This is a genomic window from Paenibacillus sp. NPDC093718 (assembly GCF_050279985.1).
GTDB lineage: Bacteria > Bacillota > Bacilli > Paenibacillales > Paenibacillaceae > Paenibacillus_AQ.
In genome coordinates, this window is the sequence record NZ_JBNNUS010000001.1 from 609,965 (window position 1) to 625,990 (window position 16,026).

The 16,026-nt window shown below is 49.3% G+C and carries 15 protein-coding genes; 4 read left to right on the forward strand and 11 right to left on the reverse strand.

The features are described 5' to 3' along the window. The first annotated feature begins 9 nt into the window (after positions 1-9). The 3 genes from ACQKPA_RS02930 to ACQKPA_RS02940 all read left to right on the forward strand — a co-directional run bounded on the left by ACQKPA_RS02930 (position 10) and on the right by ACQKPA_RS02940 (position 2,824). Positions 10-909: a carbohydrate ABC transporter permease gene (locus ACQKPA_RS02930; protein ID WP_427489218.1), complete on the forward strand. Its 900-nt coding sequence runs from the start codon at positions 10-12 to the stop codon at positions 907-909. 62 nt (positions 910-971) lie between these two features. Next, positions 972-1,748, forward strand: coding sequence for a carbohydrate ABC transporter permease (locus ACQKPA_RS02935; protein WP_427490244.1), 777 nt, complete (start codon positions 972-974; stop codon positions 1,746-1,748). A gap of 44 nt (positions 1,749-1,792) precedes the next feature. Next, on the forward strand, positions 1,793-2,824 hold the full coding sequence (locus ACQKPA_RS02940) for a glycoside hydrolase family 88/105 protein (protein ID WP_427489220.1): 1,032 nt from the start codon (positions 1,793-1,795) through the stop codon (positions 2,822-2,824). A 197-nt stretch (positions 2,825-3,021) separates the two neighbouring features. Here the strand turns inward: ACQKPA_RS02940 and ACQKPA_RS02945 are convergent, their stop codons facing one another. Together ACQKPA_RS02945 and ACQKPA_RS02950 are read right to left on the reverse strand one after the other, a co-directional pair. Beyond that, positions 3,022-5,103, reverse strand: a complete 2,082-nt coding sequence (locus tag ACQKPA_RS02945) for a peptidoglycan D,D-transpeptidase FtsI family protein (protein ID WP_427489222.1) — start codon at positions 5,101-5,103, stop codon at positions 3,022-3,024. A 27-nt stretch (positions 5,104-5,130) separates the two neighbouring features. Further along, positions 5,131-5,748, reverse strand: a complete 618-nt coding sequence (locus ACQKPA_RS02950) for an NUDIX hydrolase (protein ID WP_427489224.1) — start codon at positions 5,746-5,748, stop codon at positions 5,131-5,133. 143 nt (positions 5,749-5,891) lie between these two features. On the opposite strand from ACQKPA_RS02950, the gene ACQKPA_RS02955 reads away from it, so the two are divergent. Then, on the forward strand, positions 5,892-6,380 hold the full coding sequence (locus ACQKPA_RS02955; protein WP_427489226.1) for a hypothetical protein: 489 nt from the start codon (positions 5,892-5,894) through the stop codon (positions 6,378-6,380). A 177-nt stretch (positions 6,381-6,557) separates the two neighbouring features. Here ACQKPA_RS02955 and ACQKPA_RS02960 read toward each other — a convergent pair whose 3' ends face one another. The 9 genes from ACQKPA_RS02960 to ACQKPA_RS03000 all read right to left on the reverse strand — a co-directional run bounded on the left by ACQKPA_RS02960 (position 6,558) and on the right by ACQKPA_RS03000 (position 16,023). Next, positions 6,558-6,890, reverse strand: coding sequence for a potassium channel family protein (locus tag ACQKPA_RS02960; RefSeq protein ID WP_260065890.1), 333 nt, complete (start codon positions 6,888-6,890; stop codon positions 6,558-6,560). 91 nt (positions 6,891-6,981) lie between these two features. Continuing rightward, positions 6,982-7,554, reverse strand: a complete 573-nt coding sequence (locus tag ACQKPA_RS02965) for a hypothetical protein (protein ID WP_427489228.1) — start codon at positions 7,552-7,554, stop codon at positions 6,982-6,984. 54 nt (positions 7,555-7,608) lie between these two features. Further along, on the reverse strand, positions 7,609-10,944 hold the full coding sequence (locus ACQKPA_RS02970; RefSeq protein WP_427489230.1) for an SNF2 helicase associated domain-containing protein: 3,336 nt from the start codon (positions 10,942-10,944) through the stop codon (positions 7,609-7,611). A gap of 288 nt (positions 10,945-11,232) precedes the next feature. Beyond that, positions 11,233-11,742, reverse strand: coding sequence for an N-acetyltransferase family protein (locus ACQKPA_RS02975; RefSeq protein WP_427489232.1), 510 nt, complete (start codon positions 11,740-11,742; stop codon positions 11,233-11,235). Between the two features lie 102 nt (positions 11,743-11,844). Next, positions 11,845-12,735, reverse strand: a complete 891-nt coding sequence (locus tag ACQKPA_RS02980; RefSeq protein ID WP_427489234.1) for a TIGR01777 family oxidoreductase — start codon at positions 12,733-12,735, stop codon at positions 11,845-11,847. A 133-nt stretch (positions 12,736-12,868) separates the two neighbouring features. Continuing rightward, positions 12,869-13,999, reverse strand: coding sequence for a class I SAM-dependent methyltransferase (locus tag ACQKPA_RS02985; protein ID WP_427489236.1), 1,131 nt, complete (start codon positions 13,997-13,999; stop codon positions 12,869-12,871). A 20-nt stretch (positions 14,000-14,019) separates the two neighbouring features. Further along, a complete protein-coding gene (locus ACQKPA_RS02990) occupies positions 14,020-14,589 on the reverse strand; it encodes a methyltransferase domain-containing protein (protein WP_427489238.1) in 570 nt (189 codons plus the stop codon). Positions 14,590-14,612: 23 nt separating this feature from the next. Next, entirely contained in the window at positions 14,613-14,786 is a 174-nt protein-coding gene (locus tag ACQKPA_RS02995; RefSeq protein WP_260065904.1) for a hypothetical protein, read from the reverse strand. Between the two features lie 22 nt (positions 14,787-14,808). After that, positions 14,809-16,023 carry a glycosyltransferase family 4 protein gene (locus ACQKPA_RS03000; protein ID WP_427489240.1) on the reverse strand — a complete coding sequence of 405 codons (1,215 nt, stop codon included), beginning with the start codon at positions 16,021-16,023 and terminating at the stop codon, positions 14,809-14,811. Positions 16,024-16,026 lie beyond the last annotated feature (3 nt).

Sequence of the window (16,026 nt, forward strand, 5' to 3'; positions counted from 1 at the left end):
TTGAAATCTATGAAGAGGTTCCGTGAGAACGAGCACATCACCGGTTACGTATTTTCAGCACCGTTCGTTCTTGGTTTTCTCATCTTTACCTTATATCCAATCCTGTCGTCCCTGTATTATTCGTTTACCAATTATAATCTGATGGAAGCGCCAAGATGGCTGGGCCTGGGGAATTATGAACGGTTGTTCCTGGAAGACGACAAGATCGGCAAATCATTCCAGGTCACGTTCACCTATGTATTTGCCAGTGTCCCCCTCCGCCTCATCTTCGCCCTCTTCGTTGCCATGATCCTGAATACCGCAACCAAGGCCGTGGGGCTGTACCGCTCCGCCTTCTACCTGCCCTCTCTGATCGGCGGAAGCGTGGCCGTGGCTATCATGTGGCAGCAGATTTTTGGCGACAAGGGACTCGTGAACTCTGCCCTTTCCCTCTTCGGGATCCATTCCACGACCTCTTGGATCGGGAATCCGAGCACGGCGCTATGGACACTGATCGCCTTATCGATCTGGCAGTTCGGCTCCTCGATGATCATTTTTCTGGCTGGTTTGAAAAATATCCCGAAGGATTACTATGAGGCTGCCAGCGTGGACGGTGCCAATGCGGTCCATCGCTTTTTCAAGATTACGCTGCCGATGCTCAGCCCCATTATTTTGTTTAATTTGACGCTCCAGACGATTTCGGCGTTCCTGACCTTCACTCCGGCCTATATTATTTCGCGCGGAGAAGGCGGGCCCCTGGACCAAACGCTGCTCTATTCGCTCTATTTGTACCGCAAGGCGTTCTCACATTTTGAGATGGGATACGCGTCGGCGCTTGCCTGGATCATGCTCATTATCGTTGGTGTCCTGACCCTGCTCATCTTCAGATCATCCACCCGCTGGGTTCATTACGAATCGAAAGGAGATTGACGGTTATGACCAAATCCAGACGTGTTCTCTACCATACCCTGGTCGGATTGTTCGCCCTCTGCATGACTTATCCGATTCTGTGGCTGGTCGCCAGCTCGCTTAAGCCCAATCATGAAATATTCACGACGGCTTACAGCCTGATTCCGAGTCGGCTGGAATTCTCGAATTATGCTACAGGCTGGAAGGGTTTTGCCGGGACTACCTTCGGCACCTTCTTTAAAAATTCATTTATCATTGTCATCATATCCACCATCGGTGCCGTCGCTTCCTCTGCGCTTGTCGCCTTCGGCCTGGCTCGGACCAAGTTCTTCGGCCAGCAATTCTGGTTCGCCTGCATGATGATTACGATGATGCTGCCTCATGATGTCGTGATTGTTCCGCAGTATGTGATGTTTGCCAAATTCGGCTGGCTGTCTTCCTTCAAACCGTTGATTGTTCCCCAATTCTTCGGCATTCCGTTCTTCATCTTCCTGATCATGCAATTTATTCGCACCATTCCGAAGGAACTGGATGAAGCCGCCAAAATTGACGGATGCAGCAAATACGGGATATTTTTCAGGATCGTTGTGCCATTGATCGTACCCGCTCTCATTACGTGTTCAATTTTCTCCTTCTACTGGAGATGGGACGATTTCATCAATCCGCTCATTTACTTGAACAATCCGGAGAAATACCCGGTATCACTTGCCCTGAAGCTGTTCCTTGACGGGGAGTCGCTTAACAACTGGGGCGGCATGTTTGCTATGGCTACCTTATCGCTGCTGCCGGTCGTCGTCGTCTTCTTTATCTTCCAGAAATATATCGTGGAAGGAATCAGCACGACGGGATTGAAAGGGTAATCCATACACATAGATTCAATTGAATATGAAGGGAGTTTCTCATCATGCCAGTACTTGTATTTGATGATCAACAGATTGAGAATGTCATAGACCGCGTGGTTGACCGGACCTTTCGCATGGATTTTAGCTGGGATTGGCCGGGCGGAGTCGCCTTTTACGGAGTATGTGAAGCCTATAAGGCCACCGGCAAACAGGAGTATCTGGAACAGCTGAAAGCCTGGGTCGATGAAAATATGGAAGAGGGGCTGCCGAAGCTTTCCGTCAACGGCGTCTCCATCGGCCACTCCCTCCTGACCTTATACGAGGTTTTTGAGGATGAGCGATATATTGAAACCGCCAAGGAAATGGCCGAGTTTCTCACGCATGATGCGCTGCGTTTCGGCAACGGCATCTTTCAGCATACGGTGAACTCCGAAACGTATAACTTTCCGGAGCAGGCGTGGGTTGATACGATGTTCATGGCAGGCTACTTCCTGCTTCGGATCGGCGTGATGCTGGACCGGGAGGATTACTTCGAGGATGGCCTAAAGCAGTATCATGGCCATGAGGATTGCCTGCAGGATCCTGTTACGAATCTCTATTACCACGGATGGGACAATATTGCCGGCAACCATATGTCAGGCGTCTTCTGGTGCCGGGGCAATGCCTGGGCCGCCATCACGATGGCTCGTGCGCTGGAGCTCGTGCCTGTCACGCATCCTTCCTTCATGATTATCGAAGGTTCGCTGCGCGACCAGCTCAGCGCCCTGGTCCGTCTGCAGCATGAATCCGGCCTGTGGCATACGATTACGACCGATCCGAAGTCTCCGCTGGAAACGTCCGGCTCGGCCGGCATCGCCGCCGCCCTGCTGACTAAAGGACGCATCTATAATAAATACACGCAAAAATCGATCGAGGGCATCTTGTCCAAGATCACCGAAGATGGTACCGTAACCGGCGTATCTGCGGGAACCGCCGTCATGAAGGACGCCGCAGGTTACAAAGGCGTGCCCGATAAGCGAATCCAAGGCTGGGGCCAAGGCCTGGCCCTTACCTTTCTCGCCGAAGTGCTGAAGATCAAGGACAATCCTTATTGATTAAATGAGTTACAAAAAAGGCAGGATTGGAGAGGATAAGTTCGCCTCTACAGCCTGCCTATAATGATTTGCACCTCACAAGCGAATGGTATTGATTAATAATCGATTAACAGCACCCGATATACTTTCATCCACTATCATTGGTTTAGTCTCCTCGTCTCCCATCGCTAATCTTCACGATTCTGCGTCTACGCTTCTTATCTATTGTCCCCTGTCTCGTCCTCGTCGCTATCCTTCTTCTGCTCTTCAGTCTTCTTCGGATGCGGCGTTCCGTCAAGTCCGTAGACTTCATCATAAGCGTCGAATATTTTCCTCGCAATCGGCGCAGCGCTTTGCGAGCCGAAGCCGCCTTCCGGCACAACGACGGCAACCGCCAGCTTCGGATTATCACGCGGAGCAAAGGCGATGAAGACCCCGTTATCAATCTTTTGCCACCTTCCATTTACTTTAGCCTCCTGCTCGGAGGTTCCCGTTTTGCGGGCAAAATCATATTTAAAATCATCGAATGCTGCCAGCCCCTGGGTATTCATCCCCCGCTTAATGGTCTGCCAGTATGTTTTAGGAAATTCGACCTCGTTCAGGACCTCGCGCCCGAATTCCTTGACCACCTTGCCTTCCTGATCCGTGATTTTGCTGACCAGCTGTGGCTTGACCCGCTTGCCTTCATTCGCCAGCATGACGGTGTATTGAGCAAGCTGCAGCGGCGTGTATTTCCCCATCTGTCCGAAAGACGCATAGGCTAACGCAGCGAGATTACTTCCCGCTGCCTTCGTATTGGTATACTCCCCACGGCCCTCTAGTTCCCCTGGCAAACCGCTTCCCGTTTTGACGCCAAGCCCAAACTCCTTCATATATCTACCCCAGACCTCAACGCCCTTCTCCCCACCATACTTATTGACTAGCTTTTTGCCAATCATATCGATCATAAAAGCATTTGAGGATTGCTGGATTGCTAACTGCGGCTTGATAGGTCCATTTCGATGGCCGCTCGAGTTGGAAATTTTCGTTTCGCTTCCTTCTCTGCCAATTGATGCATAACCCTGATCAGGATACGTTTCGTTCAAGCCAAATAATCCCTCATTCAGTCCGATTAATACCGTCAGCGGCTTTATAACCGAACCGAGATAGATCATGGATTCAAACCCGTTTCCCGAGCGACCTGATCCATAAATCGTTATCGTGCCGTTACCTGACGCGTCCACGATATCCGGCGTAATCTTGCCACCATTTACCCGCACATTCGAGTCGTAATCCGGCATGCTCGCCATCGCGACTACATTACCGGTATCCACCTCCATGGCGACCGCATATCCAGTTAGGGCATCCTTATGCAGCTTACCCGATACCGGATGGGTATGAAGGTATTGGAGTTGATCCATAATGGCCTGCTCCGTGGCAAGCTGAATGTCTTTATGAATCGTGGTATGAATATTATGGCCTTTTTCGGGAGCGACCATCGTCGGTACGCCGTCCACCATATTCTGCGGATTGATCGGAATACTGAGATACCCGCTCTTGCCGCGCAGTTCTTCCTGAAACATCCGCTCCAATCCGTCATAGCCAATCCACTCTTCTTCCGTGTAGATCAAGCCGGGATTCTTCTGATCCTTGTTGCTTTGATCAATAGCCTCATAATCCTTAAGGTCTTTAGAGCCTCTGAACTTCTTTAGAAATCCAATCGTCTGAACGGCCACCGTATCCGGGTCATAGTGCCTTACATTCTCCTCCACGATCTGGATGCCGGGAAACTTGGCTCGGTTCTCCATGAAATAAGCGATCTCTTCCTTCGTCAAATCGGATTTAATTCGTCTGGGTTCATAACCATGCTGCTTAATATATTCCAAATCTAGGTCGTCCATCACTTTTTTGACGGTCATCGGCTCCAAGTTCGGATCCCCATACTTGTTAAACGCCTGGACCAGCCGCTTCGCCATCGCCTCCGCTTCCGGCCGGTTTTCTTTTCCTTTGTCCGTCTTTTTGCTGTAATCTTTCATGAGCGTGATATATAAAGAGTTCGAAGCCGTAGAGTAGGCAAGCTTGGTGCCGGACGCATCGATAATGGATCCCCGGATCGGCTGCAGCGGGAAGTGCTTCTGCTCTCCTCCGGTTTCCTGACTCGCAAGCTCGGGTCCCTCCACGAACTGCAAAATGGCCATTCTAACGATAATGACGCAAAAGATAAGAAAAGCACTAAAAAAGAAAATATTGATCCGTCCATTGAATCTGCGTTTCATTTCCGCTTCATCCGGCACGTCCTTATAAGGTTTAAAGCCCTTCACATTGTCTACGCTCCTTTGTTATATGGTTTAATCCAGCCAAGTTGGCAGATGCGGCTGTTTCTCGAATTCGAAAATTCGCTGCAATTGTTCCTTCGTATTCCGTTCCTCAGACAACGGCGGCAGTTCGTCCTGCCGGAAAAAACCAACCGCGGACGTCTCGGTCCCCACGCCTGCAGCTCCGCCCGTAATGTCGCACTGAATGAACATTTTGTACACGTGGAAGGCCGAAGGCGGATGGTTATGAAACTTTTTATCCAATACGGCCAGCAGTCTTCCTGCACGCACGTCGTAACCCGCTTCTTCCTTCACTTCCTTCACAACAACTTCGGCAGGCGATAGACCGATGTCCGCCCATCCTCCCGGCAGCGCCCAAGCCCCGTCGGCCTTTTCCTTCACCAGCAACAGCTTCCCGTCTTGAAAAATAACGCCCCGGACGTCCACCTTCGGGGTTTGGTATCCGGTTTCACTCGCAAACAGCGTACGGATCTTCTCGTCGCCTGCTTCGGTATACTCCTGCATGATCTTGATGCTGAGCTCCCTCAGCTGCTCAAACCGTTCCTTGTCATAGACATCCCTCGTATATTCCAGTCCGGCCTGGCTGATCGCCTGTATCTCTTTTGCCCAATCCAACCATTTCAGTGTCATAGATTCATCCCTCTTCGATATCTTCTCTTATATATAACGCCTGCAACCCACGATTGGTTTATAATGGAAATGCATGATTTCAAAATTATAACATATTTCCCGACTAATGATGAGACGAGAGATATATAAGGAGGCTTTATTACATGAAGAAAACCCGATCGGTTCTATATGTAATTCTGCTAATCGTTGTATTTGGTACAGGGTATTATGTTGGATCGAGATCAGAGAATTTAAAACCGATCTCAAAGGAAAATGCCCGCAAAGCCATCCAAACCTTGTGGGTGCAATCCGCCGAACCTCCGATGCCCAAGGTGACGATCGACGGCACCGAAATCGAGGTGCAGCGAAGCGGGTACCTTTATTCATGGTGCGACGGGGATAAGTGTTCGATGACGGATGCAGTCCGGCCGGAACTGAAGGATATAACACCTGTTGTTGTCAAAGGCGGCGTGGACATTAAAACAACGCCACCCCAAGGAATACATGGTTTCACCATTCAAAACCTGACGGATCCCGATAACGACGGATATACCGTACCCGCAGTACCCGGCTCGTACCTGTACGAAATTCAATGTACATGGCCTTTGGATCAGGGACGCGCCAGCTTTTATTTTGCGGTAACGGTCCTATAGGGTAAGCGGCTCATCTAAGCGATACCCGCGAAAATTAAAAAAGATGACCCCTGACGAATTCAGAGGTCATCTGCTTGCTAGTTAAGTCCAGGACTCTTTTCTATGAACCTTCCACATAGCGGGTTACAGCTCAATCGCCTGGACGTTTCCTATTTTCCATTCGGAATTCTTTTAGTCTTACTCATCCCTTTGATTCGTTCGGATTAAGGCATACGCCAATTGTCCGGCCATCCCCAGGAATAAACCCGTACCGACGACAATATACACCATCGTGAATGTTTTACCTAGCGGCGTCTGCGGCACGAATTCCGGATGTCCTACCGTGCTTAAAGTCACTACGCAGAAATACAGTGCATCCAGCACCGATAACCCTTCTTGCCTGGTATAAAACATCGTACCCGATATGAGCATAATGACGATCAATACAAACAGCGCTACAAAATACCGCTGCTTAAACGCTCGAAACAGACCGCTGAAAAGACGTTTTAACGTTAGTAAAAAAGATATCATCCCGGAAACCTTCCTATTCTATAACTGGAGTATACGTTACATCAATCACATACAGCTATTATATCAGCGTTTATGTTCTGCGCCCATCCAGCTAAGGTTGAACGGAGAGAATATTCCCTTCGGAATCGATACTTCGAAATATAAAACCTCCGATTTGATCGGCAGGCAGCTGTTCATAATGAAGGGCATATCCTTGTTCGACGTCCATTTCAATGTAGATCCCGGACAAGGCTTTGATCTGATCCAGATCATCGATCGGCTCATCATCCCATGGCTCATTGGTCACGATGATCCTCCTGCTCTCGTTCTCTGGAGTCTCGACCGCCAGTAAGGTATCATACATACCCTCCCCGCGATGGCTAGCAGACCAGATCCGAGTAAAGGGTTCATCTTCGGATCCTCGTTCCAGAACAACCGAGTTCGAAGCACGGTGCAGCAGTCCCCATTTATTTTCCATGACTGTGACCATCTTCACATTGCCATCATGCCAGACGATCAGCTTATGATGATCCCCTGTTCTCTCGTATAACTTATCCCCGGTATATGCAGGATGGAAGCGCCGCATGGCCTGCTCTTCATTGTATACATATCCGCCCAGGAACAGCGGCATGTAACTAATGACGATCAATACGACTGCCAGCATGAGAAACATGGTTTTCTTCAAAACAACAACTCCTTGTCACCCTTTTGGAAGCGAGCACCATCTATACCCAAAAGGCTAGCTCTGAAGCGTCAGCAGCTCCCGGATTTCCGCCTCTGTCCAGCTTGGAAATGATTCTTCTCCCGATTGAACCAGTTCCTCGATCAGATTCTTCTTCTTCTGCTGCAGAGCGACCATTTTATCCTCGATGGTATCCTGAGCAACCAGCCGTATCACCTGCACAACCTTCTTCTGTCCGATGCGATGTGCCCGGTCCGTCGCCTGCTGCTCCACAGCCGGATTCCACCATAGGTCATACAAGATCACCGTATCGGCCCCGGTCAGGTTCAGCCCCGTTCCGCCTGCCTTCAGCGAGATGAGGAATACTTCCCGTTCTCCCTCGTTGAAGCGTTCGCACAGCTCCACGCGATCCGATGCCGGAGTCTGTCCATCCAGGTAGAAAAACGGAATCCCCCGATATCCGAGCTCCCCGGCAATCAAATTCAGCATCCCTGTAAACTGGGAGAATACCAGCATTCTTCTTCCTGCAAGACGACATTCTTCAATGGTTTCCAGGAGCTGCTCAAACTTGGCCGAACTGCCCTCATAGCCTTCCACGAATAGGGCCGGGTGACAGCAGATCTGGCGCAGACGGGTAATGCCCGCCAGGATGCGAATTCGGCTTTTCTGAAAACCATCCTGCGCCAAATGCTTGAGCGTCTCCTGCCTTAACTTCGCAAGATAGGCGGTATAGAGCTTCTTCTGTTCGATCAGCAGGCTCGATGCCTGAACCGTCTCGATCTTCTCCGGCAGCTCCTTGAGCACATCCGATTTCAGCCTGCGAAGCAGAAAGGGACGCACCCGCCTCACCACGGTTTCTTTCGGCAATTCCTGAAACGCTTTTCGATCTCCAAAGAGTGCCGGGAAAACGGCGTCATATATGGACCACAGCTCCTCCAGTCGGTTCTCGACCGGGGTGCCTGTCAGCGCAAACCGATAACGGGCATGAAGCGTTTTGACAACCTGAGCCGTTTGCGTTGTGTAATTTTTGAAGAATTGGGCTTCATCCAGAATTAACGTTAAGAACGGCAGCTTCGCATACCGCTCAACGTCCCTGCGGAGCAGCGGGTACGAAGTAATGATGACATCTGCGTTCCCCGCATTCTGTATAATCTTAGTCCGCTCGGTCTGCGTGCCATCGGCAATGACGGCCTTGATCTCGGGCGCAAACTTCTGGAGCTCGTTAAACCAGTTATAGAGCAGTGATGCTGGCGCCACGATAAGTGCAGGTTCGCTACGCTCTCTGATCTCCGGGAGCACCGACAGAATGAAAGCAATGCTCTGAATGGTTTTACCGAGCCCCATGTCATCGGCCAAGATGCCGCCAAAGCGGTAGTGGGCCATCGTCTTCATCCATTGGAAACCAAACTTCTGATAATCCCGGAGGACCGTTTCGAGGCTCGGCGGCACGGCAAAATCCAAATGATCCGGATTCTTCACGTGCTGCAGCATTCGGCGCAAGGATCGGCCAAGCTGGACCGTTGATCCCGCTTCTTCCCAATCCAGCAGCTGAAGTCCTTGGACTGCCGGCATTTTGAACTGCGTGCCCTCTCCTTCGTATAACCAAGGCCCTACCCGGTTCATTAAGGCAACCATGGCCTGGAACTCGGCGCTCTCCAGCGGAAGCAGCGCTCCGTTTCGCAACCGGTGATACTTGCGTTTTTCTTCAAGCGATTTGACGATTTCCCGAATTTCGGCTTCCCGAATCCCCTCCATGTCAAACTTCAATTCGAGCCAATCCGTCCGTTCGTCGACCTCCACCCGCACCTTGGCTCCCATCGGTTCAGTAAGCACCCGTTCCTTAACGGCTGTCGTTGCATAAACAACCAGCAGCTTCTCCAGCTGAGGGATCGTATGATACAGAAAATCGTATTCGGCATCCTCATCGTTCATGAAGAAACCGCCATCCGTTTTGGCAAAGGAGGCGTTCTCCATGAGCTCAAGAATCCGCTGCTCCTGCTCTCCGTCGCGAACGAGGATTGAGCTGCTGCTTCGTATAGCGCGATGACCCTCCAACGGATTAATGGTGATTTCTCCGTATTGAAATTCGAGTCCGGCCAAAAGCCGGCCGCGCACCCGGTCCAGATAGAGCTTCGCTTTTAAAGGCGTTTTGACAATGCGGTCCGATACAGTCTGTGCCACATGGACACTTCCAAGCTTCATCAGTCCCGGAACCACCCGTTCCATAATGGACTCCATCATCTCAGGTTGAATCCGGATATGCGGTTTATTCGAATTCTCAAGCAGCCGTTTCATCTCGGAGAGTCTTCTGCAAGCATCCAATTCAAGCTGAATGAGCTTACCGTCCACAATGACGAGGCCGTAGCCTTCCAGAACGATCATTCGATCCAGTCCCTCGATCTTCATCAGGTAATGATCGTCCCCGGCTTCATCAAACTCGAATTGAAGGGGGATCGGATCTTGAACGAATTCCAGCTTATCCGTAAGGATCCCGTCCAAAGACAACAGGGAATGGTTCGAATGGGATAATCGTTCCCTTACCTGTGGCCAAAAAGTGGGAGGAATCATCAGCATTCGGTCACCGCTTCCGTTCTTACCATGCTGAGTGTACATGTCCAGTGATTGTTTAAACATGCTTTCATGCTCATATATACGAATGAGCTCCTGGAGAATATCATCATCCTCCTTTTGAAAGCTGTGTTGCTCCGGATCGTACGTGAAATTCTTCGTGAACATGCAGGTCTCGCCGTGTTTTACACACGCCAGAAACTCTCGGATTCGCTGCACGATATACAAGCGTTTCTTACCGATTCGCAGCTCAACGCCGAACAGGTATTTCCGATTTCCATAAGGAGTTAACTTGAACATGCACTCCATCTCCAACACCTCTCGGGTGTCAAACCTCGACGCCGCCGTAGCCCTCCGGATTGCAGAATAAGAGAACAATCCGAGCAGCTGGCTGCTGAGCTGCGCATCCTGCTCCTCTTCGTCCGAACTTCTGTCATGCTCTGGGGAGTACCGAGGCGTTAATTGCCCGTCTCCGGCATTTCCGCTCCCAGAAGGATGTAATAACGATGGATAGGGGCGCATTGGAGCTTCTACCGTTTGCTCAATATCACGGATGTTCAAGAGCAGAGCCGCAATATGTCTGCACCGCTTCCGGGAGAATCCATAATCGATACAGCTGCATTCCGTGAATACATCCCCGTTCGAGTCAATCTCGGCATAGGCGATACCCGACTCCTGATCCGTCACTCCTGCCTCGTATTTTCGAGCGTCCGGATCTTGTTTCAACATCGTTACATGTCCATCTCTATATAAAACCCCGCCGCGATCGTAGGAGGTCTTTCCGCATAATAGTTTGATCACCCGTTCGGTCAGCTGGTAACCCATAACCACAATCCCTTCTCTATTTACTGCTAAAAAACAGTATACCATGTTGGGCGGAATGGCTAGTAATGCCGACGGCCGATATTAGAAAACGTCTATCGATGTCCATTCTCAGAAGACAAAAAGAACTCGCTGCTACGGCAAGTTCTTCTTCCGCTGTTTCTCATAAGACCGGGTCAAATTGCCATAACGGGTGTTTTAGCCTCTCCATGCTCTCCCCTTCTCCCGAATCGCCGTCCATTTGCGATAGAACCGCTCATCTCGATCCATCCACCCCCTCCGTTTCGTGGCTTAGATACGTTTGTAATACAGCACCGTCCCGTCCATTTCACCGTTAGAGGATATGGCATAATCGGGTATGACTCCAGCTTGAATGTAACCCAGAGACTGATACAGCTTGTTGGAGGGGTCCCCCTCCCGGGTATCTAATACCAACAACGTTCTACCCTCTGCCTTGGCTTTCGGCTCCAGATGAAGCATCAACGTTCTGCCGATACCTCCGCGACGAGATACAGGATCCACCATCAGTTTTGCTACCTCGGCCCGGTGTCTGCCGTTTGCCTTCATGGCACACTGCAGCTGAACCGTGCCGATCACCTGCCCATCCTGCACGGCAACCCACAGGGTAACCCCTGGGCCAAGCACATCCTCCCAATAAGCGGAAGCTTCATCGTAAGACAGCGGAGCTAAGAATCCTACCGATGCCCCATCTTCTACTACCCGAATCAATAATTCCGTTAATTGATGATGCATTTCGGTTTCTAATTGGTTGACCTCCATAATCGTAAACGCAGAATTCATTATTGGACACTCCCTCTCTCATCTACTAAATTCATTCTATCCGTTCCGTTTCCATATGCAATCATTTTTACAATGAGCAAACCACCAAGCGTTAAAATCCCCTTATCGCTTCAATATGTCAGCAAGCGCTTTATTCAGCGTATCATATGTAAAATGAAATCCTGCTTTGCAGAGTCTGTCCGGAATGACCCATCGGCTCTTCAGCACGAGTTCCGTTTCGGTTTGGATCAGCCGGGCCCCCAGTTCAAGCAGCCATTTGGGTGATGGCAATCCCATTCTGCGATTCAATGCAAGCCGAAGCTGCTCCATTAATTCCTTGTTCGTAACCGGATGAGGGGATGCACCATTGAATATCCCGCTCAGCTCTGCCCTCTCTTTTAAAAACAGGATCATGCGATACAGATCCTCCACATGAATCCAGCTGAACTTTTGCTTACCCGTACCTTGAACGCCACCGAGTCCGTATTTTACCAAGTTAACATATGGCATCATGACGCCGCCCCCCGGTCCCAGCACGATGGCAATACGTAAAGCGATTTGTCTTGTTTGAGGCAGTGAGAACGAGAAGAAAGCGCGCTCCCATTCCTTGACAACCTCAACGGAGAAACCCGTCCCGATTTCGCCCTGTTCCTCCGTCATCGGCTTATCTTCCGCATGGCGATAAATCGTGGCCGTACTGGAATTAAACCATGTACGAGGAGGAGTAAGGCATGCCTCGATAGCAGTGCCGAGTATATTCGTTGTATCTATTCTTGATTTCAGAATTAGCTTCTTATTTTCCTCATCGTAACGGCAATTGACCGATTTACCTGCAAGATTAATCAGCATATCCGCCCCCTCCAGAGCAGCGACGATCGCTTCTTGATCGTTCCATGCGATATGGCCCTTCCGTCGGGATATCATAAGTACTTGTGCTTGCTGCTCATCCGTGAATTTTTTCGCAAGATAAGTTCCGATAAAACCCGTTCCACCAGCCAGAACGATCTTTTTCATAGAATAGAATCAGCTCATTTCTCTATGTTTTGTCTCATTATAAATTTCCATTTTATCTATTTGTTTCTTACAATATATCATTTTTTCAATAAAGAATAAAAAGAAAACACCTTCCTAACGGAAGATGTTCCATTCATATAAAACTCGCGGAATTGTAGGATGATTTCAGAAAAACACCAAACTCCCTCTTCTTCCCGGTTCCCTCGGTATCCCCCAATTTCTTATATCTGTCAAATTGCGTTCCACTAAGCAAAATAGCCTTCTCCTTCTCCGGCTCAGCCCCGGATTCCCAAAATAAAACGCCTGTAACACTCCTGTCTAATTTCCTCAGAAATGCTTCCCGTACCGGCAGATCGCCCATCACATGATAGAATACGGTTAGAAGCAACCCGATATCGTATGTTTCCGTAAGACTTGAGCGTTCAAACCGCTCCTCCTTAAGGTCAAAGGAAACTCGTTCGAGAACGTTCAGTTGCCTCGCCAGCTCGTAATGCTCAGCCATTGGCTCATAACCTGTGACGATAGCCCCCTGACGCGTAAAGTGCCTGGCATAATATCCGATGTTACAGCCGATATCGATTACCCTTTTTCCTCGAATGGATGTAGAACCCAAATACTCCATAATCAGATCCATACGGGTCGGATAGACATCATCCCGTTCACTTTTCAAATGCATGAAGTGAGGATTCAGAATTGGCGTATAAATCAAGGTTCGAAGATGACGGGAAAAGACCTCGGTTACCTGGTTCACGGCATCCGTATTCTTCCAATCCTCATAATCACGAACAGTCATTCGGGCGGGAATCCGTCTAACTCCGCTGCAGTACTGAAAAATGGCCCGATGGTGGCCGTCTTTCACACGAAAATAACCGCCTTTTCTGTTGTATTCGACCAAAATCGGATCGTCATTGAAATGATCCAGGTTATTGGCAAATAGGGCAGCCATCGTGCTATATTGCAAGCACCGCTGTTCCAATAGATCATAATCCGAGATAGGTACCTTCATATCACGGGTGGTATATATGGAGGTATGCCAATCCAGATACAACTTCGGATCCCCCCCTTGATTCATAAGGTAACGGTACAATTGCAAATGGGGTGACAACCGAATAATTGGAAGATCGGCATATCTAGTATGAACTTCATACCAGGCTTCCGTGTAGTTTGGAATTTCGGCTTTATGTTCCTCTTCTATGAAATCCGTAAATAACAATTCCAGCGGTACTTTCGTGACCATGGTCTGCAAATGTGATTCAGATGACATCGCGCAAGCCTCCCTTCTAGCTACTTACCTGGCATCGAAAACAAATACGTGGAGAAATCACGGTTAATGTAATCCTTAAAATGCCTTTTGTCGACTACGGGAAACAGATCCAGTTCCTCCGTTGTCCATGTGCTCAAATGGGTTTCGAAATCATTACCGTACACTGCTCCCTGCGGCCAGTCTGTTCCAATCGGAACATTCAGCAGAACGAAACGGGATTTTTCAATACAGGTCTGCAGCAGGATAAGCGCCCGCTCCTTTGTAAAGTGCTCCAGAACGTCACCGAGAATGATCAGATCGAATTGTCCTGGCTGAACCTCCGCTTGTATATGATCGAACGCATCCGCAACATGGATGATATTGTAGAAACAGGAATGATATGAATCAATATTGACCGGATAAATTTCAATCCCTTCGATTCGCGTATCCCAATATGTGCGGAATACGCGCCCTTCCCAAACATCCAAATATTCGCGGCAGATCATTCCCCAACGGCCAAATCCAACGCCGACATCCAGTACGGACTTCGGAGATACATACCGGATCAGATCCACACAAAAAGATAAATTCTGCCAGTTTGATGTTCCCATTCCCATACCTCCATTCGATCATTCTATTTCATATTCATCATCATGTTAATAATCCGGTAATCCGGTATGAAATAATCCTTAGGAAGCCGGCTTACTGTTTGCTCCCACACCATTTGATTCACCATTAAAGACGAAGGGAATTGATTGACCAGAAACAAATGACTGTACTGGTCTCCGGGTACCTCTATCAAATGCATGGTCCTTCCTCCCTTTCCTAGGTTACTGGGCCTTGCTTATCTCTTTTTGATAAACTTCCAATACTCGCTTCACCATGCAATCCAGACCACGATGAGCCAATGCCCATTTCCGCGCTTGTTTACCTAGAAGCCTACGGTACGCTTCATCTTCCAGCAACATATTCAGACGTGCAGTAAGCATATCGTCATTCCCGTTCTGAAAGAGAAGGCCGTTCACCTCATGCTGTACCGCTTCCTTAAGACCGCCCGCATCCGAAGAAACGATCGGCAATTCGGCAATCTGCGCCTCCATCACAGAATAGGAGAGGGTCTCCATCAGACTTGGCATAACAAAAATATCTGCCAGCCCTAACAACGCAGGAACATCGTCACGCGAGCCCCAAAAACGGACTGCCCCCGCCATACCCAACTGACCAACGCGATCTTCGTACAATGAATGCTGATCACCGTCTCCAACTAGCCAGCACTCCCAGTCCTGACGAAAGGCATGGAGTTTGCCCAAGGCTTCCAACAACACGTGAATACCCTTTTCATGACTGAGTCTGGAGGTGCAGATGATCACTTTCTTGTCTACGGGTCGAGTCAGTTCGTGCTCTTTCTTCAACCTGTCTTCGAAGCTTGGAATATCCATCGCATAGGGAATCAATGAGATCCGGGATACCGGCAGACCAAAGTACGATACCACGACATCCCTCAGCCATTCGGAAGCCAGAAGCACCTGATCGCTGGATGAGCCCCCGATATTCTCAATCGATTTATAATAATTCCAGACGAGTAATGGGCTGGAGGGTTTAATCCCTTGATCATTTTGGATCATATTCAAAATAGTAAGTGCCACTGAAGCATGAATGCTGGTTACCAAGGGTATGCCCGCAGGCTTCACACGACTGACGGCTGCCGCAGCCAGCACATCCTGTGCATGGATGACATCGTATTGCTCCAAGTCCAAATAAGAAAGCGTTAGCTCCAAACATAACCGCTCAGATTCAGCATGCCTGACCCAATTATCCGAGAATATAGGGGATGCTGCTGGGAGATTCGCCTCCAACATCGGTTTATAATGACTCTTGAACACCTTCCGGTTATCATCTCCATACACATAAAAGCAATCAATTCTGTCACCGACCATGTCGACCTCATGCCCCAGTGCCTCAAGCCCCTGCTTGATCTGCAGCATATACTTCCATAGTCCACCGACATGAGGAATCAGGAATATCGTCACGAGCAATATCTTCAAGCA

Bases quoted from the DNA above. Each gene is read 5' to 3' on its own strand.
- ACQKPA_RS02995 (WP_260065904.1), bottom strand. From the start codon at position 14,786: ATGCATTTGATAGAGGTACCCGGAGACCAGTACAGTCATTTGTTTCTG.
- ACQKPA_RS02985 (WP_427489236.1), bottom strand. From the start codon at position 13,999: ATGTCATCTGAATCACATTTGCAGACCATGGTCACGAAAGTACCGCTG.
- ACQKPA_RS02955 (WP_427489226.1), top strand. From the start codon at position 5,892: ATGAAGAAAACCCGATCGGTTCTATATGTAATTCTGCTAATCGTTGTA.
- ACQKPA_RS02940 (WP_427489220.1), top strand. From the start codon at position 1,793: ATGCCAGTACTTGTATTTGATGATCAACAGATTGAGAATGTCATAGAC.
- ACQKPA_RS02980 (WP_427489234.1), bottom strand. From the start codon at position 12,735: ATGAAAAAGATCGTTCTGGCTGGTGGAACGGGTTTTATCGGAACTTAT.
- ACQKPA_RS02950 (WP_427489224.1), bottom strand. From the start codon at position 5,748: ATGACACTGAAATGGTTGGATTGGGCAAAAGAGATACAGGCGATCAGC.
- ACQKPA_RS02990 (WP_427489238.1), bottom strand. From the start codon at position 14,589: ATGGGAACATCAAACTGGCAGAATTTATCTTTTTGTGTGGATCTGATC.
- ACQKPA_RS02970 (WP_427489230.1), bottom strand. From the start codon at position 10,944: ATGGGTTACCAGCTGACCGAACGGGTGATCAAACTATTATGCGGAAAG.
- ACQKPA_RS02960 (WP_260065890.1), bottom strand. From the start codon at position 6,890: ATGATATCTTTTTTACTAACGTTAAAACGTCTTTTCAGCGGTCTGTTT.
- ACQKPA_RS02935 (WP_427490244.1), top strand. From the start codon at position 972: ATGACTTATCCGATTCTGTGGCTGGTCGCCAGCTCGCTTAAGCCCAAT.
- ACQKPA_RS02975 (WP_427489232.1), bottom strand. From the start codon at position 11,742: ATGAATTCTGCGTTTACGATTATGGAGGTCAACCAATTAGAAACCGAA.
- ACQKPA_RS02930 (WP_427489218.1), top strand. From the start codon at position 10: ATGAAGAGGTTCCGTGAGAACGAGCACATCACCGGTTACGTATTTTCA.